Raw genomic sequence first — 21,481 nt, forward strand, 5'->3', positions numbered from 1 at the left:
GTGGACGGCCCCCGACGGCATCGTGATGTGCCAGAATGAGGTCGTTGAAGATCTCAAGCAAGGGAGACCGTCCGTGGATAAACTTATTCGCATTGGCATGGATACGTCAAAGAGCGTTTTCCAACTGCATGGGGTGAATGAAGCCGAACAGCCTGTGTTGCGCAAGAAGCTGCGGCGCAATCAGGTGCTCGCCTTCTTTGCCGGGCTTTCGCCGCTGAGGGTTGGCATGGAGGCCTGTGGCGCGGCACATTACTGGGCGCGGGAATTGCGCGCGCTGGGTCATCATGTGCTGCTGATGCCGGCGCAGCACGTGAAGCCCTATGTCCAGCGCTCCAAATCGGATGCAGCCGATGCCGATGCGATCTGCGAGGCGATGATTCGGCCACGCATGCGTTTCGTTGCGGCCAAGAGCGCCGAACAGCAGGCGGCACAGATGCTGGCGAAGCTGCGAGCGCAGTTCATCGGCCGGCGCACGCAACTGGCCAATTCGATCCGCGGCTTTGCGGCGGAGTTCGGCTTGACTGCGCCCAAGGGGCTTTCCCGGCTCGGCGATCTGCTGGCCGACATTCGCGCTGACGCGACGATCCCGGACACGGCCAGGGACATGTTCGAGACGCTGGCGCGCGACTATGCGCATATCAGCGCCGAGGTCGCCGTGCTCGATAAAAAGCTGTTTGCGCTTCATAGGCACAACGAAGTGAGCCGGCGGCTGGCCGTCATACCGGCGGTCGGTCCTGTCGGAGCGACGCTGCTGGCCATCAAGGTGACGGATGCGCACGGCTTCAAGTCGGGGCGCGACTTTGCCGCCTGGCTCGGATTGACGCCGAAGAACCATTCGACAGCAGGCAAAAATCGGCTTGGGGTGATCACCCGCGCAGGCGACGACATGCTGCGAAGCGTGCTGGTAGCGGGCGCCACCGCGCTCATTCAACATATGCGGCGGGGCAGCAAAAGGGTCTGGCCATGGCTGGCGGCCTTGACCGCGCGCAAGCCCGCCAAACTCGCGGCGGTGGCGCTGGCCAACAAGCTGGCCCGCATCGCCTGGAAGCTGATGGTCACCGGTGAGCATTACCGCCCCCTCGGCGCCACCAATCCGGTGTCTGTGCAGCCGTAAGAGCATTAAGAGTTCGGCGTCGAGCGCCCTCGTTCGACGCCGAGGCCAGAACTTGCAAGCAGAGGAGCAGATGGTGTGACCGGTCGAACCGGGACCAGCGAGACACTCCGAGGTGCTCACCGGCAGCCAATGCCGCGTACGTGTTTGGAACTCGCTATCCGTGTAGCCCATCTTGGCCAGCGCTCACATACCGGCGCGCAACAGGCCGGACATATGAGCGCAAGCGATCCGATCAACCATCTCAGCCAAACCTTGCAAGCAGGGGGCCGTCCACATATGAGCACCGGAAGCGCAGGACCCCGCCATTTGCAGGCCGGCCTCACCTGAATATCGACACACCCTAGTACGGAAGGCCAACGTAATTCTCCGCCAGCGCGGTCGATGCCGCCTTGGAATGCACCAGATAATCGAGCTCGGCCTCCTGGATGCGTTGGCCGAACTCGCCCGTCTCGAGAAAACGGTGCAGCATCGTCGTCATCCACCAGGAGAAGCGCACCGCTTTCCAGACCCTGGCCAGCGCCCTTGAGGAATAGGCATCGAGCCCGGCCTTCGACCTCTCGGAAAAGAATTCGCGAAGCCCGGCAAAGAGATAGCGCACGTCGCTGGCAGCAAGGTTGAGGCCCTTGGCGCCGGTCGGCGGCACGATATGGGCCGCGTCGCCGACCAGGAACAGCAGGCCGAAGCGCATCGGCTCGGCAACGAAGGAACGCAGCGGCGCGATGGACTTCTCGAACGATGGTCCAGTGGTCACCGCCGCGGCCGTCTGCGGCGGCAGGCGGCGCCTGAGCTCGTCCCAGAAGCGACCGTCGGACCACGCTTCCACGCGCTCGTCGGCCGGGCATTGCACATAATAGCGGCTGCGGTGCGGCGAGCGCATCGAGCACAATGCAAAACCCCGTTCATGGTTGGCATAGATCAGTTCGTGGTCGGCCGGCGGCACCTCCGCCAGCACGCCAAGCCAGCCGAACGGATATTGCCGCTCGAAGGTTTTTAGCGCACTCGCGGGCACCGATCTGCGGCTGACGCCATGGTAGCCGTCGCAGCCGGCGATGAAGTCGCAGTCGATGCGATGGGTAGCGCCGTCCTTGTCGTAGGTGACGAAAGGCGATGCGCCGCCGAAATCATGCAGCGCGACATTCGCGGTCTCGTAGACGGTGACGAGCCCCGCCGCCTCGCGCTTGTCCATCAAATCATGCGTCACCTCGGTCTGCCCGTAGACGGTGACATGCTTGCCGCCGGTCAGGCCGGTGAGATCGATACGATGCAGGCGTCCGTCGAAGGCGAGCGAGATGCCGGAATGCTGCAGGCCTTCGGCATGCAGCCTATCCGCCGCGCCCGCCTCGCCGAGCAAGTCGACGGTGCCCTGTTCGAGCACGCCGGCGCGCACGCGACCCAGCACATGCTCGCGGCTGGATCGCTCGAGGATGATCGTCTCGACGCCGATGGTGGCGAGCAATTGGCCGAGCAGCAGGCCGGAAGGCCCTGAGCCGATGATTGCAACCTGCGTGCGCATCAGTGCCCGAGGCTTTCGATCTGCCCCGCAAGTTCGGCGGCGAGCCTGAGCGCGGCAGCGGTCGCCACCACCATCTGCGGCAGGATGAGCCATTCCAGCGTCCAGGCCGCGCCCGAGCGCTCCTGCTCATGCACCAGCGCCTGGTGCATGCCGGAGAGCTGGAGGGCGTTGAAGCGCGCCAGCGCCACCAGCGCCTCCGCCTTCACCGGATTCTGCTTGTGCGGCATGGCCGACGAGCCGCCGCCGCCGTAAAGCCGGATGTCGGTGCCGGCCTGCGCCATCAGAGCGATATCCTGGCCGAACTTGCCGAGGCTGCCGGTGACAAGCGACAGCCAGCTAGCGAACTCGGCGAGCGCATCGCGCTGGCAGTGCCATTGCGGCGCATCGCTGAGGCCAAGCTTGGCAGCGAGCGCCGCGCGCACTGCTGGCGCTTTGTCACCGAGCTTGTCGAGCGTGCCGGCCGCGCCGCCGAACTGCACCACGAGCAGCCGGCCAGATTGTTCCGTCAACCGCTGCTGATGACGTTCGAGCGGCGCCCGCCACGAAACGATCCGATCCGCCACGGTTATCGGAATTGCCGGCTGCATGCGCGTCATTCCCATCAGCGCCCTGCTCCCGCACTCCTGTTCGAGGTTGGCAAGGCGCACGATGTTTTCGCTGAGCAGCAGGCCGGTATGGTCGATGGCCTGGCGCAAGCGCAGCACCAGCGAGGTGTCGATGACGTCCTGGCTGGTGGCGCCGAAATGAACGAATTCGCCAAACTGCCCACCGACGGTAGCCTTGATCTGGCGCACCAGTTCCGGCACCACGACGCCATCCTTGGCGACGCCTCCGCGCAGCTCCGCCGTGTCCGGCCGGAACGAGGCCAGCGCCTTGACGATCGCTGCCCCGGCCTCGCGCGGGATCACCCCGCATTCAGCTTCCGCTTCGGCCAAAGCACGCTCGAAGCTGATCATCGCCCCAATGTCGGCTTCGACAGAAAAATGCCTCGCCGCCTCTTCGTCGCCGACGAGAGCGGAAAGCAGCGGATGATCGAAGGGCGAAACGGTCATGAAACGGCTCGGTCAGCTGTCGAAGAAGACCGTCTCCTTCTCGCCTTGCAGATGGACGTCGAAGACGTAGGTGTCGCCCTGGCGCTCGGCGATCAGGGTGGGCACGCGCACGCGGTGCTCGATACGGGCAAGGATCGGATCCTCGGCATTGGCCTCCTCCTCGTCGGAGAAATAGAGCCGCGTGTGCAGGCCGATATTGATGCCGCGCGCCACGATCCACAGCGTGATGTGCGGCGCCATCAGCCGACCGTCGCTGAACGGCACGCGGCCTGGCTTGATCGTCCGGAACAGGCAGATGCCGGTTTCCGTGTCGGTCGGCTGCCGGCCCCAGCCCAGGAAATTCGGGTCGGCGGCGCCGCGCAATTCGGCCGGCGAATTGTAGAGCCCGTTGGCATCCGCTTGCCAGATCTCGACCAGCGCGTCCTTGAGCGGCTTGCCGGTGCCGTCGAGCACGCGGATACGCAAATCGATGCGCTCACCCTTGGACTGCTCGTTGACCATCGTCGAGCCGAGGTCGCTCGCATAGACGCCGCCGATGCCGCAGAAATTGGGCGTCAGCCCGATATGCACGTAAGGCCCCGCGGTCTGCGAAGGGCTTTCCTTCAGCCGGTCGAGCGATTGAGTCATCAATTGCCCTCCAGCCTGTTCTCGAACAGCGTCGAGCGCCGCCCGCGCAGCACGATGTCGAACTTGTAGGCGAGCGCGTCCATCGGGATGGTCGACTGCATGTCGAGCGCAGCGATCAGCGCTTCGATGGCAGCCTTGTCGGCAATGCCGCCGACAATCGGGCAGCGCCGGATCAGCGGATCGCCTTCGAAATACATCTGCGTGATCAGCCGCTGCGCGAAGCCGTGGCCGAACACCGAAAAATGGATATGGGCCGGACGCCAGTCGTTCGGGCCATTCGGCCATGGATACGGCCCGGGCCTGACGGTGCGAAAGGCATAGCCGCCGTCCTCGGCGGTGATGGCGCGGCCGCAGCCGCCGAAATTCGGGTCGAGCGGCGCAAGATAACCGTCCTTCTTGTGGCGGTAACGGCCGCCGGCATTGGCCTGCCAGAATTCGAGCAGCACGCCGGGCACGCCCCTGCCCCGCTCGTCGAGCACGCGCCCATGGACGATGATGCGCTCGCCGATGGCGCTCTCGCCGGCCCTGGCGAAATTGTGGATCAGGTCGTTGTCGAGTTCTCCCAGCATGGCATGGCCGAACACCGGACCGGTAAGTTCCGATAGCGTGTTGTCGAAGGCGATCAGCGCCTTTTGCGGCGAGCGCAGCACCGAGCTCTTGTACGCCGGCGTGAATGCCGGCGGGTGCCACTGACGATCGCGCTGGAAGAAGGCGCCCGTTTCCGGCGTCCTGTTGGAGCCGGGCTCAGGCATGGGCGTCGTCCATCTGCGCGAACACCTCCTTGGCGATCTTGAAGGCGCGGTTGGCAGCCGGCACGCCGGCATAGATCGCGACATGCAGGAAGGCTTCGCAGATATCGTCGCGCGACGCGCCCGTGTTGGCGGTGGCGCGCACATGCATGGCCACCTCCTCGTCATGGCCGAGGGCCGCAAGCAGCGCCAGCGTCACGATCGAGCGCTCGCGCTTCGACAGGCCGGGGCGCGCCCACACCGTTCCCCAGGCGGCTTCGGTGATCAGTTGCTGGAACGGCCGGTCGAAATCGGTCACCGCATCCCCGGCGCGGTCGACATGCGGATCGCCGAGCACGGACCGGCGGACGTCAAGCCCCGTCCGGTAGCGTTTTTCGTTCTTGGAGACGTCACCCATGGGCATGCTTTCCTTCGGGCAACGAGGCGACGAAGTCGCGGATCAGGGTTGTGAGCGCGTCGGGCCGCTCGATGCAGGGAATGTGCCCGGCGCCGCGGATCACCTCGAAGCGCGCGCCGGGGATCAGGTCGGCAAGCGAGCGCACGAGATCGGGCGGCGTCGAGCCGTCCTGGTCGCCGACGATGCAGAGCGTCGGCACCGCGATATTGCGCGCGCTGTCGGTGAAATCGGCGTCGCGGACAGCCATGCATGTGCCGATATAGCCGGGCAGCGCCTGCCTGGTCAGCATGTTACGGCAGCCGGCAAGCTCGGCCGCCCGGTTGGCATGGAAATCCGGCGTGAACCAAACCTTCATCACACCGTCGGCGATCGCCTCGATGCCGTAGCGTTCGATCGTCGCGATGCGGCCGTTCCAGCTCTCGGCCGTGCCTATTCTGTGGGCGGTGTCGCTGAGGATCAGCGCCTCGACGAGCTCGGGCCGGCGGGCATAGAGCCGCTGCGCCACCATGCCGCCGACCGACAGGCCAAAGAGCACGACCTTGTCGAAGCCAAAATGATCGATCAGCGCGCTCAGATCGTCGACATGGTCGTCGATCGAGCGCACGCCGCCGCCGATATCGGAAAGTCCGTGGCCTCGCTTGTCATAGACGAGCATCGGCATTTCACCGGCAAGGCGCGCGATGACGTCGTCCCAGATACGGAAGTCCGTGCCGAGCGAATTGATGAAGATGATCGGGCGCGAAGTGCCGGCCGCTTCGATATAGCGGTGGTGCAGCGTCACGCCGCCGATGCTGACGAATGGCACGATTTCGATCCTCCATCGCTACCTTGCACCAGTTGTTTGGTTCGGTAAACCGATGGCTAGCCTGAACGGCCGGACGTTGCCCCTCGCCGGGCTCCATCCTCTTCCAGCCTATCCGCGGCACGAGAGAACTCGGATCGCCGAGTTGACCGACCTGCTCTGGATAACGATTGGGATCCTCCGATGCTACCTGTCAGAAGTAGCTGAAGGACCACGTCCTGGATCATTCACGGCCAAGCGCTCGCGCCTGGCGCTCCCCTTCCGGCATGGAGACCAGCCGGGCGGCGGCGGCATTGGCGGCAGCGACAGCGGCCTCCACGGGCTCGCCGCGGGAGAGCGCGGCGGCGAAGGCGCCGACGAATTCGTCGCCGGCACCATGGGTGCTGACAACCTTCACCGGAATTGCGGCGAGCGCGAAAGCGTGGCCGTTGCGATCGTGATAGGCGACGCCCTCGCCGCCGGCGGTCACGACCGCCGCCGGATAGATTCCGGCTAATTGGCGCGCCGCCTCGATCGCGCCGTCGAGCGTATCGATGACCGGAATGCCGGCCAGGAACTCCGCCTCGATGGCGTTGACGATGACGAAGTCGACCAGCGCGGTGAGTTCGGCAGGCAGCGTCCGCGCCGGCGCTGCGTTCAGCACGACGCGGGCGCCGGCCGCCTTGGCAGCGCGCGCGGCGGCGGTGTTGGAGATTTCAGGCACCTCATTCTGCAACAACAGTACCGAAGCCCGTGCCAACAGATCGGCCGCCTTCGCGACGTCCTTTTCATCGAGCGTCAGATTGCTGCCGGAGACGATCACCGCGCCATAGTCTCCGCCGGTATCGAAGATCGCCACACTCATGCCGGACCCTGCCCCAGGCTCTACCCGCACGAAGCGATGATCGACACTGCTGCGGTCAAGATTGGCGAGCAGCGCGCGCCCGAAATCGTCGTCGCCGACGGCGCCGATCATCGCCGATTGTGCACCTGCCCGCGCGGCGGAGACCGCCTGATTGCCGCCCTTGCCGCCGCATTTCGGCTGCCAGGCATAGCCGGTCACCGTCTCCCCTTTGCGCGGGCGATCCGGTGCGTTGACCATGATGTCGTAATGCAGGCTGCCGAAAACGGCGACCAGTCCCACTGAAACAACGCTCATTCGCGCCGATCTTTCATCAGCTTTTGTCCCGCCGTTTCGATGTCACCGCCGACATGGTGCGGCCAAGATTGCGCTCAGCCGCCTGGTAGTCGCGCTGGGCGACCGCGACGAACAACGCGTCGAGGATATTGAGCTGGGCAATGCGGGCGGCCGCGTTCTCGCCCATTAGAGGCGAACCCTGGGCGGTCGAGCAGAGCACGATATCCGACACCGCCGCCAGCGGCGAGTTGTCGTAGTTCGTGATGGCAAGCGTGCGGGCGCCGTTCTTCCTGGCAAGCTGGATGGCGTCGATGACGGCGCTGGTATTGCCCGAATGCGAAAAGCCTACGGCGATGTCGTCGGCGCCGAGCAGCGAGGCCGACATCAGCATCATGTGCGAGTCGTCGTAGACCGATGCGCGAATGCCGATGCGCAGGAATTTGTGCGAGACGTCTCGTGCGATCTGCGCCGAGCCGCCGACACCATAGAAATCGCGATTCCTGGCGCGATAGAGCAGATCGGCGGCACGGTCGAAATCGTCCATGTCGAGGATCGCCAGCGTTTCCTCCAGCGCTTGGATCGACGTGCGGAAGACTTTTTGAACGATCTCGGCCGAACTGTCGTCGGCCGACAGTTCCTGATGCATCTCGGCGGTTGGCAGTCGGCTGTATTCATAAACCGCGGTGCGAAAGTCGCGGTAGCCGGAGAAGCCCAGCTTCTTGGCAATCTTGACCACCATCGCCTCCGACACGCCGGCCTCTTCGGCGATCTGCTTCAAAGGGATCGTCTCATCGAAGCCGCGGCGACCGAACACGGTCTCCACCACCTTTGCCTCCAGCGGCGTGAGATGCGGCATCATCATGCGGATGCGCGGCCCTACGGCTTTCAAGTCGGTCAAAGTCATCCACGTCCCCTCGTCACGCGATCGATGAGCATCGCGGCGAGGATTATAAGGCCAGTTGCAAGCAGCTGATAGAAGGACTGCACGTTCATCAGCGTCAGGCCGTTCCGCATGCTGCCCAGCACGACGGCGCCCAAAATGGTGCCGATGACGCTGCCCTTGCCGCCCATCAGCGAGGCGCCACCGATGGCGGCTGCAGCGATCGCGTCGAGCTCCCAGAGATTGCCAAGGATGGGTTCGGCAGCACCCAGCCGGCCGATCAGGATCTGCGCTGCGAGGGCGGCAAGCAGGCCGGAAATCATGTAGGCGGCAATCTTGGTGCGGGCGATTGGCACACCTGCGATATAGGCCGCTTCCTCGTTTCCGCCGACGGCAAGCAGATATTCGCCGAAAGGTGTCTTCTTGAGGATGATCCAGGCAACCAGCGCCACCATGGCGACGATGACGACAGAAAGCGGAAGCCCGAGCAGGGATCCGTTGAAGACGGCGCGGAAATCGGCTGGGAGACCAAGCACGGGATTGCCGCCGGTGTAGATGAGCGCCAGCGCCCGATAGGTGCTGAGCGTTCCGAGCGTGACGATGAAGGGCTGCAGCCCGACATGGGCGACGAGAATGCCGTTTACCAGGCCGCCGGCAAGGCCGATGGCCAGGCCAGCAGCTATCGCCAGCGGAATTGGCGCGCCCGCCATCAGCATCGAGGCCGAGATCACCGCCGACAGCGCCGCGGTCGGCCCGACCGACAGATCGATGCCGCCTGAGATGATGACCAGCGTCATGCCCAGCGCCAGGCAGGCGTTGATGCTCGATTGCTGCAGGATGTTGATCAGGTTGCGCTCGGCGAAGAAACCAGGCACCAACGCGCCGAAGAACCCCAAGATGACGACCAGGCCGATGAGCGTGCCGGCGTCGCGCATGGAAAAGCGGCTGACGAAAGCCGCCCCTGGCCGGCCTGTGATTGCTTGCGAAATGTCCGACATTTGGCGCCCTGCTCTATGCGCTTGCCCGACCGGCGTCGGCCTGACCGGGCTGCCTCTTCGATTGCGGTATGGCGTGCGCGGCGATCGCATGCTCGTTGAGATCGGTGCCTTCGAGTTCGGCCGCGACCGTGCCCTCACGCATGACAAGCACGCGATCGGCCAGCCGGATCACTTCGGGCAGCTCGGAGGAAACGACGATCACCGAATGACCCTCGGCAGCAAGTTCCTCGATCAAGTGATAGATCTCGGCCTTGGCGCCGACATCGATTCCTCGCGTCGGCTCGTCGAAAAGAAGGATGCGCGTGCCGGCAGCCAGCCAGCGGCCGATGATCGCCTTCTGCTGGTTGCCGCCGCTGAACAGCCGGATCGGCCGGTCGAGCAGGAAGGGCCTCAGATTGACCCGCTGCATCTTCTCGGCGGCGACCCGCCTCAATCGACGATTATCGATGAGGACACGCGGCGCAAAGACCTTCATCGAAGAGAGCGCCATGTTGGAGATGATCGATCGCAGCGGCACGATGCCCTCACGCTTGCGCTCCTCCGGCACCAGGCCGATGCCGGCAGCGATGGCATCGCGCGGGCTGGAAAGGCGAACGGACCTTCCGTCGATTTCGATCGCGCCCGACGATAGGCGGTCGGCCCCAGCCAGCAGCCGAAGCAGTTCGGTGCGTCCGGACCCGACAAGGCCGGCGATACCCAGCAGCTCGCCGCGGTGGAGGTCGAAAGATACGTCTCGCACCTTGGTTGCCGACGAAAGGCTGCGCGCGGTGAGCCTGACATCGCCCGACTTGTGCGAACGGTGCTTCTCTTGGGCAAGCTCGCGCCCTACCATCATCGCCACAACCGCCTTTTCGGGCAGGTCCGCGAGATCGACAGAATCGACCACGACGCCATCGCGCATGATCGTGGCGCGCCGGCAGATGCCGAACACCTCGTCGAGCTTATGCGAGACATAGACGACGGCGACGCCGTCGCGGGCGAGCCCTGCAATGACCTCGGCAAGCCGCTCGAACTCGGCCGGCGTCAGGCTCGATGTCGGCTCGTCCATGGCGACGACCTTTGCGCGGTTGAGCAGCGCGCGGGCAATCTCGACGATCTGTCGCTGCGCGACCTTCAAGGTTCCGATCGGCACCGCCGGATCGATGTTCGGATCGATTGCGGCAAGCGCCTCGGCGGCGCGGCGCTCCTGTTCGCGGCTCGCCACAAAAATACCGGAGCGGGTAAGAGGCTGGCCGAGGAACATGTTCTGGGCGACGCTCAGGCGCGCTACTTGCTGCAATTCCTGGTGGATCATGGCAATGCCAGCCTGCCGCGCCGCGACAGGATTGGCGAAGGCGACCGGCTTGCCGTCGATGGCGATATGGCCAGCTGTCGGCCGGTAAACGCCCGACAGGATGCGCAGCAATGTCGACTTGCCGGCGCCGTTCTCGCCGAGCAGCCCATGCGCCTCGCCGGCGCCGATGGCGAAGGACACATCGCTCAGCGCCCGCACGCCGGGAAACACCTTGGAGACGCCCTCGAATTTCAAGCGCGGGATTTCAAACATCTTGAAAGTCCTCGGAGGTCGCGCCGGGGTTATGCCCGGCGCAACGCAGGCCTATTGACCCGCCGCCGCGTCCTCCAGCAGCGCCTTGCGCGCGTCGGGACCGGAATAGCGGTCGGCGTTGTCCTTGGTGATCAGCGCCTGCGGCGTGGCGACGACACGCGGCAACTTCTGGCCGGCGACCAGGCGCAGCGCCGCTTCCAGCGCCACCTCGCCGGTCAGCACCGGGAAGCTGTCGACTGTGCCGGTGAGTTCGCCGGCGCGGATCGAGGCATAGGCATCGGAAATGCCATCGGTGCCGAAGACGGCGACCTTGCCCTGCAGGCCGGCCGCCTTGACCGCTTCGACGATGCCCAGCGCCATGCCGTCATTGTTGGCATAGAAGCCGATCAGGTCGGGGTGTTGCTGCAGGATGTTGGTGGCCGCGTCGTAGGACGTCTGCCGGTCCCAGTTGCCGGGAACGCTCGCGACGACCTGGAATTTGCCGGATTCGCCGATCGTGGCCTTGAAGCCTTCCGTGCGCTGGACTGCAGCATAGACGCCGGCCTGGCCCTCGACGACGGCAACCTTGCCGCCCTCCGGCCGGTTCTTGATGAACCATTTGGCGACCCGCACGCCATTGTCGCGCTGGACATTGCCCACATAGTGCTCAGCCTGCGGAATAACCGCGTCGTTGACGTTGATGACCGGCACGTTGGCAGCCTTGGCCTGCTCCATGATCGGCTGCAGGTTGGAGTCCGTCTGCGGCGAAACGAGGAGCACATTGTACCCCTGTGTGACCAGACCCTCGGCAATGGTGAGTTGTCCCAGTTGATCGCCTTCGCTCTGAGCCGCCTGATAGACGACGGGCACGCCGATCTTGCCGCCGAAGGTTTTGTACCCTTCGCCCAACGAGCGCCAGTATTCATTGGTCAAAGTCTTGGAAACGGCGCCCGCCTTGGTGCCTTCAGGCAGCTTGGGGAATGCGCCGAACTTCGCGTCGAGCTGCGACCATTCGATACGGTCTTTCTCGGTATCGGAATTGAGTGGCGCGAGGTCGGTGGCCAAGGCCGTGCCGATGGATAGGGCCATCAGCCCCGCGGTGGTAGCTGCGAGCAGAAATTTCATGGTCATTCCTCCCTGGTTGAAGACGGCAATTTGGTCGAAAGCGCGGACAAAGCGGTCAACCGTCCGGGCCGAGCATGATTTCCTGGACGATGGCCTGCGAGGCCACGGCGTCCTGGCCGTCGAGGGCGGTCGCCAGGCGATTGTCGTGCTCAAGTCGCTCGACGACGCGCAGCATGCGCCTGACGGTGGCGATGTTGACCTCGCATTCGCGCACCGGATCGAGCCCTGTCACGTCGGGGAACGTGTCGAAATAGATCGCGCCGGCGTAGCCGTTCCTGCGGATCTGGCGCAGCAGTTCGATCGTCTGCAGCGTATGCACGGCCCCGACCATCAGGCCGTCGTCGCGCTTGGCGTACCCATCGTTGAGATGCACGCCGAGCAGCCTTGCATGACGCGCGACAAGCGCCGCGGCGAAGGCCGGCTGCTCGTCGGCATAGAGCGCATGGGCAAAGTCCAGGGTTACGCCGAGATTGGGCTGGCCGACCTCGCGGATCGCCAGCAAGGTCGTTGCCGCATCGGGCATCAGCGAATAGGAGCGCGGCTCGTTCGGCTTGTACTCCAGGCTGATGGCGCAGTCGGGGTCATGCATCGAAACTTCACGAATTCCATCGATTTCGTGTTGCCATAGCGTCTCGTAATCGGCTTGGAAGGCGTAGTCGAAGCCGTCTTGTCCCAGCCATAAGGTCATGAGATTGGCGCCGGCCTCTCGCGCCGCATCGATGCCGGCCTTGGTCAGATCGATGGCTTCACGCCGCACCGCTGGATCGGGATTGGTGAAAGCGCCGAGCTTGAAGGCCGGGTTGGAGTAATAGCGCATGGCGAGGCCATTGATGGAAAGGCCAAGATCGCCAAGTTTTCGGGCGATTTCAGCCGGCTTTTCGCCGACATGGTCGGGGAAATTCAGATCGACGTCAGTGAGGCCGGCAACCTTGGCCGCGCGGGCGGCCATCTGCATCAGCGACGGCTTTCCGGCTAGGTCGGGCCACTCGGCGTGAGGCCGGGACGCAAAGGAATTCAGGCGGGTGGCGAAACGATGGGATGTCATCTGGCGTCCTCGTACGCCATTACTTCACATAGTTATAAAATTTTGTAAAGTTATTTTTTTGAAAGACGATGCAATCCGTTCTTACCGACGATCAGCCGTTACGCAGCCCCTGTCCGGGAAACCCTGCCGACCCTCAGCCTCTCATTGCTGAAATCTCGGTCGTCGGGCCGATCGTCAACAACAGTTGGAAAAGCGCTCGCCGTTCTGGCATTACCGCTGGTCCGAGAGCCACTTCGACGGATAGCAATGACTTCAAGACGCAACGTCCTTTTCATCATGTGCGACCAGCTGCGGTTCGACTATCTGAGCTGCGCCGGACACAGGCGCCTGAAAACGCCGAATATCGACCGGCTCGCCAGCCGCGGCGTGCGTTTCACCAACGCCTACGTGCAATCGACGGTGTGCGGCCCCTCGCGCATGAGCGCCTATACCGGCCGCTATGTCCGCTCGCACGGCTCGACGCATAACGGCGTGCCGCTGAGGGTCGGCGAGCCGACGCTGGGCGACCATTTGCGCGAGGTCGGCGTGCGTTGTGCGCTGATCGGCAAGACGCATATGACCGCCGACGAGGAAGGCATGGAGCGCCTCGGCATCGCCAGGGATTCCATCATCGGCGTGCGGATCGCCGAATGCGGCTTCGAGCCGTTCGAGCGCCACGACGGCCTGCATCCCTCGACCAGCTACGACCCCGATCCAGCCTACGATACCTATCTGCGCGAGCATGGCTTCGGCGCCGCCAACCCATGGGAGCATTGGGCGAATTCCGGCGAGGGCGAGAACGGCGAGAACTTCAACGGCTGGCTGCTCGTCCACGCCGACAAGCCGGCGCGCATCCCGGAGGAGCATTCCGAAACGCCCTACATGACGCGCCGCGCCATGCGCTTCATCGAGGAAGCCGAAGCCAAGGGCGAAGCCTGGTGCGCGCATCTTTCCTACATCAAGCCGCACTGGCCCTATATCGTTCCCGCGCCTTATCACGCCGTGTACGGCAAGGCGGACATCCAGCCGCCGGTCCGCAGCGAGGCGGAGCGCCTCTTGCCAAACCCGATCTTCGAGGCCTTCCAGCAGGAGCGCTACTCGAAGAACTTCTCGCGCGACGAGGTCCGCGAGACGGTCATCCCCTGCTACATGGGCCTGATCAAGCAGATCGACGACCAGCTCGGCCACCTGTTCGACTTCATGGAGAAGCGCGGCCTGTTCGAGAACACGTTGGTGGTCTTCACCTCCGACCATGGCGACTATCTCGGCGACCATTGGCTCGGCGAAAAATACCTGTTCCACGACGTGGCCGTGAAGGTGCCGATGATCGTCTACGATCCGCGCCCCGAAGCCGATGGCACGCGCGGAACGACATCGGACGCACTGGTCGAGATGATCGATCTCGCGCCGACCTTCCTCGACTATTTCGGCGGCAAGGCCAAGCCGCACCTCCTCGAAGGCCGCTCGCTGCTGCCGCTCACTTCCGGCGAACGGACAAGCCTGCGCAACTTTGCTGTCAGCGAATATGACTACAGCGGCGACGCCGCGCGCCTCAAGCTCGCCATGCCGGTGTCGGACTGCAAGCTCTACATGATCACCGACGGCCGCTTCAAACTGGTTCACGGCGAAAGCTTGGAGCCGATGTTCTTCGACCTCCGCAACGACCCCGGCGAGTTGCGCGACCTCGGCCGCGAGCCGTCGGCGGCCAGCGACATCGAGCGGCTGCGCAAAATGCTGATGCGCTGGCTGGCGCTGCCCAACAACCGCATCACCGTTCCCGACGAATGGCTGACGGAGATCGACGACAAGATCGGGCATTTCGATCCCATTATCGGTTCCGGCGTGCTCATCGGCTACTGGGACGAAGCCGAGCTTGCCAAGCAGCAGGAGGCGCGCCGCCGCTGGCTGGCGCGCCGGGACCGCAAGTAACTTCGCTATCCGAGCGTCAACCCCGCCTTGCGCGCTTCCTCGCGCAGGAACGGCAGTCCGACCTCGATGACGTCGCGCGGGTCTTCCGCCACCGGGCGCCACACTGCCAGCCCGCCGGCGATGTCGACATCGACATGGTTCATGCTTTCGAGCGTGATCGGCCCTTCATAGCCGATGTCGGCGATTGCCTTCATGCAGGCCGCCCAGTTGAGCATGCCGCGTCCCGGGACGCCGCGATTGGCTTCCGACACATGCACATAGCCGAGGAAGGGTGCCGCCGCCTCGAAGCCTGAAGCAAAGCTCTCTTCCTCGATATGCATGTGGTAGGTGTCGAGGTGGATGAAGATGTTGTCGGCGCCGACGCGCTCGATGATCCGCGCCGCGTCGATGCCGCGGTTGATGAGGTGCGTCTCGTAGCGGTTGCAGGGCTCGATGCCGAGCTTCAGGCTGCGCGACTTCGCCGCCTTCGCCGCCCGTTCGAGGAACCGGCACATACCGTCGATCTCCCTTTGCGTCGGCGCCCGGCCGGTGGTCTTGCCGATCGTGCCGTAGGTGACGCCGCCCAGCGCCTCGGCGCCCACTTCGTTGCACACCTTGAAAGCCGGCTGCAGGAAGTCGAGCGCCTCCTCCGGCCGCTCGACCACGTCGAGCGCGCGCGGCAAGCCGAGCGACGGGATAAGCTGGACGCCATAGTGGTTGGCGAAACCGCGCGTGCGCTTGGTGTCGATCTCCTCAGGGCGCAGCAGCGGGATTTCCATCAGGCCGACGCCGAATTCCTTCAGCCTGTCCATCTGCGGCTCGATGCGAGCGAGGTCCCAGACCGGTGCGATGGCGAAAGTGTGCAGTCCAAACGTGTTCATAAGCTCAGCCTCGTTGTTCATGCGCCGCCGCGGCACTGATATCGCCGCCGCCGACGATGCGGCTGACGACTTCGTTCATGTTGGTCTTGGCGGTGACGAGATCGGCATCCGCCCGTCCGTGGCGCAGCACGACGATGCGGTCGGTGACCGACAGCACATCGTTCAGCCGGTGCGAGATCAGTATGACGGCGATGCCTTCCGATTTCAGCCGCCGGATCAGGTCGAGCACGCTCTGCACCTCGCGCACGGCAAGCGCCGCCGTCGGCTCGTCCATGATGACGAGCTTCGGGTTGAAGGTAAGCGCCCGCGCGATCGCCACGGTCTGCTGCTGGCCGCCGGAGAAGGAACCGACCGAGCGGTTGATCGATGGCAGATGCGCCCCTAACCGCTCGATCATCCGCGTCGCACGGCGGTCCATCTCGGCCTTGTCGACGAAGCCCGGAAACAGGCCGAACACCTTCTTGGTCGGCTCGCGCCCGAGGAAGATGTTCGAGGCCACATCCTGCTGCTTGGCTAAAGACAGGTCCTGGTAGATCATCTCGATGCCGAGCCGGCGGCGCTGGCCGGGGTCGAGGGCGAGGATGTCCTTGCCGTCGAACTCGATCGAGCCGGTGTCGGCGCGGTAGATGCCGGTGATGGTCTTCATCAGCGTCGACTTGCCGGCGCCATTGTCGCCGACCAGCCCGACCACCTCGCCGGCCGCGACCGACAGGTCGACACCGTGCAGCACGTCGACCGCGCCAAAACTTTTGCGGATGTTGTGGAGCGAAAGCAGGGTCATACGCGCGACTCCTTCCGCACCTGGTACTGATCGATGAAGACGGCGAGTATCAGCACCGCGCCGATCGCCATCTGCTGGTAATAGGACTGCACGGCAAGCAGCGTCAGCCCGTTCTGCAGCACGCCCATGATCAGCGCGCCGATCATGGTGCCGAGGATCGAGGCGCGGCCGCCGAACAGGTTGGTGCCGCCGATGATCGCCGCGGTGATGGCGGTGAGCTCGTAATTGATGCCAGCGGTCGGATCGCCGGCGTTGACGCGGGCGGTGAACAAGAGACCGGCAAGGCCCGCAAGCGCGCCGGAGAGCGTGTAGATGATGCGGCGGTGATGCTCGACGCGGATGCCGGCGGCGCGCGCGGCGCCCTCGCTGTCGCCAAGCGCCAGCGTGTGGCGGCCGAAGCGCGTATAGGCGAGCGCGCAATGCGCGACGATCGCGGTGAGCACGAAGATGATCACCGGCATCGGAATGCCGAGCGGCCGGCCTTGGCCGATATAGACGATCTCGGCAGGCAGGCCGTAAATCGCCCTGCCCTGCGAGATGACCAGCGCCAGCCCGCGCGCGAGGCCCAGCATGCCGAGCGTGACGATGAAGGCGGGAACGAAGGCGCGGGTGACAAGCTGTCCGTTGATGTAGCCGGCGATGCTACCTGCCAGAATACAGGCGATCACCGCGAACACCGATGGCCAGCCGAGATTGACGGCGACGAAGGCGCCCGCCACGCCGGCAAGGCCCATAACCGAGCCGAGTGACAGATCGAGCCCGCCGGAGCCGATGACGAAGGTGGCGGCGATCGCCAGCACGCCGATCGTCGACGTCGCGAGCAGGATGTTGAGGAAATTGCTGAGCGACAGGAAGAAGGGCGACAGCAGCGCCATCGCCGTGCTCAGCGCCACAAGCACGACCAGCGACTCCAGCCTGATGTGGAGCCGTTCGACGGATGCGCGCTGCACCCGAGCCCAGAAGCCGGGCTGCGCCGTTTCAGAAGCCATGTTTTTCACCCTTCGGGTAAGGGAATAAGGGAGTAGGTCAGTAGGGGAGTAGGGAAATACGGCGTCTCGAACCAATCGGAGAAGCGCAAACCGTCGCTTCCCCTACTGCCCTGCTGACCTACTCCCCTACTCCCTACCGTGAAGCTACTTCACATATTGCAGCATCGGCTCCTTGCCGGCGTCGAGCACGTCCTTGGTCAGCACCAGGGTCGGCACGGCTATGCTTTCCTCAACCTTCTCGCCGGCCAGCGCCTTCTTGACGTTCTCGACCGCCTGCTTGCCGACCAGATAGGGCAGTTGCGCGACGGAGGCGTTGAGCCGGCCTTCCTTGATCGACTTCACCGCATCGACATTGCCGTCGACGCCGATCATCGTCACCTGCTCACCCTTTCCGGCCGCGTAGACCGATTCCACGGCGCCAAGCGCCATGCCGTCATTGGCGCAGAAGATGGCGACGAGATCGGGATGCGCGGTCAGCGTGTCGGTGGCGATCGAAGCCGCCTTGCCGCGGTCCCAGTCGCCCGGCAGCGAGGCAACGATTTGGAGCCCCGGCGCCAGTTCCTTCAGCTTGTCGGCGAAGCCCTTGGCGCGCTTCTCGCCGGTGATGTTGCCCGACAGGCCCTCGATCACCAGCACCGGACCCTTGGCGTCCTTGCCGAGCTTGGAGACGAGGTATTCGGCACCCTGCGCGCCGGCCGCGATATTGTCGGAACCGATGTGGAAGGTGACCTTGACGCCTTCCTTGTCGAGCACCGCCTGGTCGAGATTGTTGTCGAGGTCGACGATCTTGATGCCGGCATCCTGCGCCGACTTCAGGCAGGGCAAGAGGTTGGTGGAGTTGATGGCGGCGGTTATCATCGCCACCGGCTTGCGTTCCAGCATGGTGTTGCAGAGGTTGAGCTGCGGCTCGGCCGCCTGGTCGCTCTCGGCCGCCTGCTGGAAATACTTCACGCCGGCCTCCTTGGCGCCGTCGGCGACGCCCTGGGCCATCGCACCCCAGAACGGGTTGGCCAGCGTCTTCATCAGCACACCGTATTCGCCGTCCTCAGCCTTGGCCGCACCTATGGCCGAAAATGCCAAGGCTACGCCCAATGCCAGCGTAAATCGATTTATCCTTTTATAAAACGATGTCATTCCTTCCTCCGTTGATCTTGCGCACCGGATGCCTCGGCCAGGGCCGGCGCTTTTCTTCCGTTGTCGACAATGGGGGCTATTGTCGGTCTCCTCCCCCGGAATGCGGGCCGTTGCCTGGCGAGCCAACGGATTCCCGCATCAACACCTTGCAAGGTTCGAGCCGCGCCCTCGGCGGGCCGCGCTCGCCTTCGATCCTGCGGAACAGAACCTCCATCGCATTGCCGGCGATCTCGCGCACCGGCTGCACCACGGCGGCGATCGCCGGCCATGTCACCTGCATCCATTCGGCGTCGTCGAAGCCGACCAGCGAGATGTCGTTCGGGCAATGCCAGCCACGCCGCCGGAATTCCGAAAGCGCCACCAGCGTGCCCTTGAGGAAGAGCGAATAGACCGCCGTCGGCCGATCGCCGTCAGCTTCCCGCTTGCTGAAATAGTCGCGAAGCAGCGTCCGCAAGGGCTCGACGTTGCTTTCGGAGAGCACTACGTCGATGCGGATGTCCGGCGCGAGCTCGAGCGCCGTGTTGCGAAACCCTTCGAGGCGGGCGCGCACCGTCGCCGCCTGCTGGCCGAGGCCGACGACGAGGATGTGGCGATGGCCTTGGCCGACAAGCGCGCGCGCCACTTCAGCGCTTGCCGCGGCGCTGTCGGCTGAAACGGTATCGAAGGCATCGTCGGCAAGCACGCGATCGATCAATACGCCGGTCATGCCGTTCGCTTTCATGAAACCGGCTGCCGGTCCATGCTCGTTGCGCACCGGTGCCAGCACCACGCCGGCGACGCGCCAGTCATGCATGCGGGCAAGGATCTCCTTCTCGCGCGCTTCCGATTCACGGCTGGAGGCGGCGACCAGCGTGTAGCCGCGCTGCTCGGCAAGACCCTCGAGCTCGCTCACCATCTGGCCGAAGAACTCGCTTTCGAATTCCGGCATAATGGCGCCGATGATGCGGCGCTTGGCCCGCCGCATGTCGGAGGCGAGCGGATCGACGCGGTAGCCGAGCAGTTCGACGGCATCGAAGACGCGCTGCGCATTCTCTGGCTTCACCGTCGTGACGCCGGACAGCACCTTGGAGACGGTCGCCGCGGACACGCCGGCATGACTTGCCACGTCGTGGATCGACGGCCGCCGCTGCTGGGCTTCATGTTGCGCCATTGACCTCCTCCTGAGGGCGGGCAGCCGCTTGCTGCGTTTCTAGTTTTATTCGATAAATCGATTTTTTGCAGTTGTAAATCGTTTAATCCTGGGTAAAGAACGTTTGTGTGATTGACGTGATCCAATCGCGCTGGGAGGATAAACGATGTCCGACAAGGCCCTGCCGCTGGTGATCAGCGCGCCCGAACCGCGCACGCTCGGCCTGATCTTCACGCCGCGGCAACTGAACGTGTTTCGCAGGAAATATCGCATCGTCGAGACAACGCCCGAAGGTGTCTCGGAGTTGCCGACAGATGTGCTCGCCGAAGCGCGCTACATCGTCGGCCAGCCGCCGATCGCGCCGGAGACACTGGAGAAATTGACGTCGCTGCGCTGCGTCTTCAACGTCGAGACCAATCTCATCAACAACATGCCCTATGAGACGCTGTTTGCCCGCGGCATTCATGTCGTCACCACCGGCCTGGTCTTCGCCGAGCCGGTCGCCGAGCTTGGGATCGCCATGGCGCTCAACCTGGCGCGCGATGTCGTCGATGCCGACCTCGCCTTCCGGCAAGGCGAAGAGCTTTGGGGCGGCGACGGCAACCAGACCGCGCGCCTGCTCTCCGGCGCCGATGTCGGCATCATCGGCTTCGGCGATCTCGGCCGCGCGCTGAACCGTTTGCTCACGGGCTTCCGCACCCGCACCAGGGTCTTCGATCCGTGGCTGCCGCCGTCCGTGCTGGTGGAGCATGGCGTCGAGCCGGCCTCGCTCGACAAGGTGCTGTCGGAAAGCGATTTCCTCTTCGTCGTCGCTTCGGTGACCAGCGAGAACCAGGGCTTCCTCGGCGCCGACGCCTTCGCGAAAATGCGCAAGGGCGCCGCCTTCGTCCTGCTCAGCCGCGCCGGCGTTGTCGATTTCCCGGCGCTGATGGAAGCGGTGAGAACTGGCCATATCGTTGCCGCCAGCGACGTGTTTCCGGAAGAACCACTGGCTAAGGATCACCCCGTCCGTTCCCTCCCCGGCTTCCTGCGCTCGGCCCACCGCGCTGGCGCGCTCGACGTCGCCTTCAAGCGCATGGGCGACATGGTGCTGGAGGACATGGACCTGATCGACCGCGGCCTGCCGCCGATGCGCTCCAAACGCGCCGAACGCGAGACCGTTTCGCGGATGCGTTCCAAGCCGGTCGATCGGAACTGAAGGGCTGGCTTTGCCTGGCTGGCACCTTGGCGCCAGCCACGCCCTAATCGACAAAGCACCGGCGGATTGAACGACGGCCGCCCAAAAGAATTTCAAGTTCCCCGATCTTGTTAGAATTATCGCCTATTTGGCGCGGCTATTCCGGAACTTTCATCCTGCCCTGCCGTTGCAATCATGATCATTGCTTTGAACGATCCAGAGCAACAGGAGGCCAGAGCAACAGGAGGTATGTCATGAACATCAAATCGATCTGCTTCGGCGCCATGGCGATTTTGATGACCGCCGGTTCTGCGTTCGCGGCAGGGCAGACCGGCACGTCAGCACTAGACGATCCGGCCAAGATGCAACCCTTCTACACAGACTCCAGCATGAAGACGATGGTCGGTAAGGACGCCTTCACAAAGGCCTGGAAGGCATTGTCGCCGGAAGACCAGACCGCGATGATGACTGCTTGCGCGGACGAGGCCAAGAATGCCAACGCAGCCAACAGCCATCCGGAGTTCTGCAGCAGCGTCAAGGAAAACGGCGGCAGCAAGTA

The 21,481-nt window shown here is 64.2% G+C and carries 21 protein-coding genes; 4 read left to right on the top strand and 17 right to left on the bottom strand.

Annotated elements, in window-relative coordinates; translation table 11 throughout:
* Window positions 1-73: 73 nt before the first annotated feature.
* A complete protein-coding gene (locus tag EH240_RS03110; protein WP_124995978.1) occupies window positions 74-1,114 on the top strand; it encodes an IS110 family RNA-guided transposase in 1,041 nt (346 codons plus the stop codon).
* Window positions 1,115-1,454: 340 nt separating this feature from the next.
* Here EH240_RS03110 and pobA read toward each other — a convergent pair whose 3' ends face one another.
* From pobA to EH240_RS03170, 12 genes are all read right to left on the bottom strand, one after another.
* Window positions 1,455-2,627, bottom strand: coding sequence for a 4-hydroxybenzoate 3-monooxygenase (gene pobA, locus EH240_RS03115; RefSeq protein ID WP_124995944.1), 1,173 nt, complete (start codon window positions 2,625-2,627; stop codon window positions 1,455-1,457).
* Complete coding sequence (locus EH240_RS03120) at window positions 2,627-3,679, bottom strand: 3-carboxy-cis,cis-muconate cycloisomerase (RefSeq protein ID WP_124995945.1); 1,053 nt, start codon at window positions 3,677-3,679, stop codon at window positions 2,627-2,629. The genes pobA and EH240_RS03120 overlap by 1 nt, the downstream gene beginning before the upstream one ends.
* Before the next feature lie 12 nt (window positions 3,680-3,691).
* On the bottom strand, window positions 3,692-4,306 hold the full coding sequence (pcaG, locus tag EH240_RS03125) for a protocatechuate 3,4-dioxygenase subunit alpha (protein WP_124995946.1): 615 nt from the start codon (window positions 4,304-4,306) through the stop codon (window positions 3,692-3,694).
* On the bottom strand, window positions 4,306-5,058 hold the full coding sequence (gene pcaH / locus EH240_RS03130) for a protocatechuate 3,4-dioxygenase subunit beta (protein WP_124995947.1): 753 nt from the start codon (window positions 5,056-5,058) through the stop codon (window positions 4,306-4,308). Before pcaH ends, pcaG begins: the two co-directional genes overlap by 1 nt.
* Complete coding sequence (gene pcaC, locus EH240_RS03135; protein ID WP_124995948.1) at window positions 5,051-5,452, bottom strand: 4-carboxymuconolactone decarboxylase; 402 nt, start codon at window positions 5,450-5,452, stop codon at window positions 5,051-5,053. Before pcaC ends, pcaH begins: the two co-directional genes overlap by 8 nt.
* Entirely contained in the window at window positions 5,445-6,257 is an 813-nt protein-coding gene (gene pcaD, locus EH240_RS03140; protein WP_124995949.1) for a 3-oxoadipate enol-lactonase, read from the bottom strand. Before pcaD ends, pcaC begins: the two co-directional genes overlap by 8 nt.
* 220 nt (window positions 6,258-6,477) lie before the next feature.
* Window positions 6,478-7,392, bottom strand: coding sequence for a ribokinase (locus tag EH240_RS03145; protein WP_124995950.1), 915 nt, complete (start codon window positions 7,390-7,392; stop codon window positions 6,478-6,480).
* Window positions 7,393-7,408: 16 nt separating this feature from the next.
* On the bottom strand, window positions 7,409-8,275 hold the full coding sequence (locus tag EH240_RS03150) for a MurR/RpiR family transcriptional regulator (RefSeq protein ID WP_124995951.1): 867 nt from the start codon (window positions 8,273-8,275) through the stop codon (window positions 7,409-7,411).
* The gene (locus tag EH240_RS03155) at window positions 8,272-9,249 is read right to left on the bottom strand and encodes an ABC transporter permease (RefSeq protein ID WP_124995952.1); all 978 of its coding nucleotides are present in this window, start codon (window positions 9,247-9,249) and stop codon (window positions 8,272-8,274) included. The genes EH240_RS03150 and EH240_RS03155 overlap by 4 nt, the downstream gene beginning before the upstream one ends.
* A 13-nt stretch (window positions 9,250-9,262) precedes the next feature.
* A complete protein-coding gene (locus EH240_RS03160) occupies window positions 9,263-10,795 on the bottom strand; it encodes a sugar ABC transporter ATP-binding protein (protein WP_124995953.1) in 1,533 nt (510 codons plus the stop codon).
* Window positions 10,796-10,846: 51 nt separating this feature from the next.
* Entirely contained in the window at window positions 10,847-11,899 is a 1,053-nt protein-coding gene (locus tag EH240_RS03165; protein WP_124995954.1) for a sugar ABC transporter substrate-binding protein, read from the bottom strand.
* A 55-nt stretch (window positions 11,900-11,954) separates the two neighbouring features.
* Window positions 11,955-12,944, bottom strand: coding sequence for a sugar phosphate isomerase/epimerase family protein (locus EH240_RS03170; RefSeq protein ID WP_124995955.1), 990 nt, complete (start codon window positions 12,942-12,944; stop codon window positions 11,955-11,957).
* Window positions 12,945-13,190: 246 nt separating this feature from the next.
* Between EH240_RS03170 and EH240_RS03175 the strand changes: the two genes are divergently transcribed.
* The gene (locus EH240_RS03175; RefSeq protein ID WP_124995956.1) at window positions 13,191-14,852 is read left to right on the top strand and encodes a sulfatase-like hydrolase/transferase; all 1,662 of its coding nucleotides are present in this window, start codon (window positions 13,191-13,193) and stop codon (window positions 14,850-14,852) included.
* Between the two features lie 5 nt (window positions 14,853-14,857).
* On the opposite strand, the gene EH240_RS03180 is transcribed toward EH240_RS03175, so the two are convergent.
* The 5 genes from EH240_RS03180 to EH240_RS03200 all read right to left on the bottom strand — a co-directional run bounded on the left by EH240_RS03180 (window position 14,858) and on the right by EH240_RS03200 (window position 19,766).
* Window positions 14,858-15,712, bottom strand: a complete 855-nt coding sequence (locus EH240_RS03180) for a sugar phosphate isomerase/epimerase family protein (protein WP_124995957.1) — start codon at window positions 15,710-15,712, stop codon at window positions 14,858-14,860.
* A 4-nt stretch (window positions 15,713-15,716) separates the two neighbouring features.
* Window positions 15,717-16,493, bottom strand: a complete 777-nt coding sequence (locus tag EH240_RS03185) for an ATP-binding cassette domain-containing protein (RefSeq protein ID WP_124995958.1) — start codon at window positions 16,491-16,493, stop codon at window positions 15,717-15,719.
* Window positions 16,490-17,482 (bottom strand): ABC transporter permease, encoded by a 993-nt coding sequence (locus EH240_RS03190; protein WP_124995959.1) that lies wholly within the window; start codon window positions 17,480-17,482, stop codon window positions 16,490-16,492. The genes EH240_RS03185 and EH240_RS03190 overlap by 4 nt, the downstream gene beginning before the upstream one ends.
* A gap of 144 nt (window positions 17,483-17,626) precedes the next feature.
* Complete coding sequence (locus EH240_RS03195; RefSeq protein ID WP_245435811.1) at window positions 17,627-18,562, bottom strand: sugar ABC transporter substrate-binding protein; 936 nt, start codon at window positions 18,560-18,562, stop codon at window positions 17,627-17,629.
* 130 nt (window positions 18,563-18,692) lie between these two features.
* Window positions 18,693-19,766: a LacI family DNA-binding transcriptional regulator gene (locus EH240_RS03200; RefSeq protein WP_124995961.1), complete on the bottom strand. Its 1,074-nt coding sequence runs from the start codon at window positions 19,764-19,766 to the stop codon at window positions 18,693-18,695.
* 145 nt (window positions 19,767-19,911) lie between these two features.
* Here EH240_RS03200 and EH240_RS03205 point away from each other — a divergent pair, with 145 nt between their 5' ends.
* Window positions 19,912-20,943, top strand: a complete 1,032-nt coding sequence (locus EH240_RS03205) for a hydroxyacid dehydrogenase (RefSeq protein ID WP_124995962.1) — start codon at window positions 19,912-19,914, stop codon at window positions 20,941-20,943.
* A 233-nt stretch (window positions 20,944-21,176) separates the two neighbouring features.
* Window positions 21,177-21,481 (top strand): hypothetical protein (locus EH240_RS03210; protein ID WP_124995963.1); only part of this gene is annotated, 305 nt, incomplete at its 3' end.

It is taken from the genome of Mesorhizobium tamadayense, assembly GCF_003863365.1.
Classification (GTDB): Bacteria; Pseudomonadota; Alphaproteobacteria; order Rhizobiales; family Rhizobiaceae; genus Mesorhizobium; species Mesorhizobium tamadayense.

What these genes read in the sequence shown, in the direction of transcription:
- EH240_RS03175 (WP_124995956.1), top strand. Translation starts at nt 13,191, where the DNA reads ATGACTTCAAGACGCAACGTCCTTTTCATCATGTGCGACCAGCTGCGG.
- EH240_RS03170 (WP_124995955.1), bottom strand. Translation starts at nt 12,944, where the DNA reads ATGACATCCCATCGTTTCGCCACCCGCCTGAATTCCTTTGCGTCCCGG.
- EH240_RS03205 (WP_124995962.1), top strand. Translation starts at nt 19,912, where the DNA reads ATGTCCGACAAGGCCCTGCCGCTGGTGATCAGCGCGCCCGAACCGCGC.
- EH240_RS03200 (WP_124995961.1), bottom strand. Translation starts at nt 19,766, where the DNA reads ATGGCGCAACATGAAGCCCAGCAGCGGCGGCCGTCGATCCACGACGTG.
- EH240_RS03160 (WP_124995953.1), bottom strand. Translation starts at nt 10,795, where the DNA reads ATGTTTGAAATCCCGCGCTTGAAATTCGAGGGCGTCTCCAAGGTGTTT.
- EH240_RS03180 (WP_124995957.1), bottom strand. Translation starts at nt 15,712, where the DNA reads ATGAACACGTTTGGACTGCACACTTTCGCCATCGCACCGGTCTGGGAC.
- EH240_RS03165 (WP_124995954.1), bottom strand. Translation starts at nt 11,899, where the DNA reads ATGAAATTTCTGCTCGCAGCTACCACCGCGGGGCTGATGGCCCTATCC.
- EH240_RS03190 (WP_124995959.1), bottom strand. Translation starts at nt 17,482, where the DNA reads ATGGCTTCTGAAACGGCGCAGCCCGGCTTCTGGGCTCGGGTGCAGCGC.
- EH240_RS03120 (WP_124995945.1), bottom strand. Translation starts at nt 3,679, where the DNA reads ATGACCGTTTCGCCCTTCGATCATCCGCTGCTTTCCGCTCTCGTCGGC.
- pcaC (WP_124995948.1), bottom strand. Translation starts at nt 5,452, where the DNA reads ATGGGTGACGTCTCCAAGAACGAAAAACGCTACCGGACGGGGCTTGAC.
- pcaG (WP_124995946.1), bottom strand. Translation starts at nt 4,306, where the DNA reads ATGACTCAATCGCTCGACCGGCTGAAGGAAAGCCCTTCGCAGACCGCG.
- EH240_RS03185 (WP_124995958.1), bottom strand. Translation starts at nt 16,493, where the DNA reads ATGACCCTGCTTTCGCTCCACAACATCCGCAAAAGTTTTGGCGCGGTC.
- pcaH (WP_124995947.1), bottom strand. Translation starts at nt 5,058, where the DNA reads ATGCCTGAGCCCGGCTCCAACAGGACGCCGGAAACGGGCGCCTTCTTC.
- EH240_RS03150 (WP_124995951.1), bottom strand. Translation starts at nt 8,275, where the DNA reads ATGACTTTGACCGACTTGAAAGCCGTAGGGCCGCGCATCCGCATGATG.
- pobA (WP_124995944.1), bottom strand. Translation starts at nt 2,627, where the DNA reads ATGCGCACGCAGGTTGCAATCATCGGCTCAGGGCCTTCCGGCCTGCTG.
- EH240_RS03145 (WP_124995950.1), bottom strand. Translation starts at nt 7,392, where the DNA reads ATGAGCGTTGTTTCAGTGGGACTGGTCGCCGTTTTCGGCAGCCTGCAT.
- EH240_RS03155 (WP_124995952.1), bottom strand. Translation starts at nt 9,249, where the DNA reads ATGTCGGACATTTCGCAAGCAATCACAGGCCGGCCAGGGGCGGCTTTC.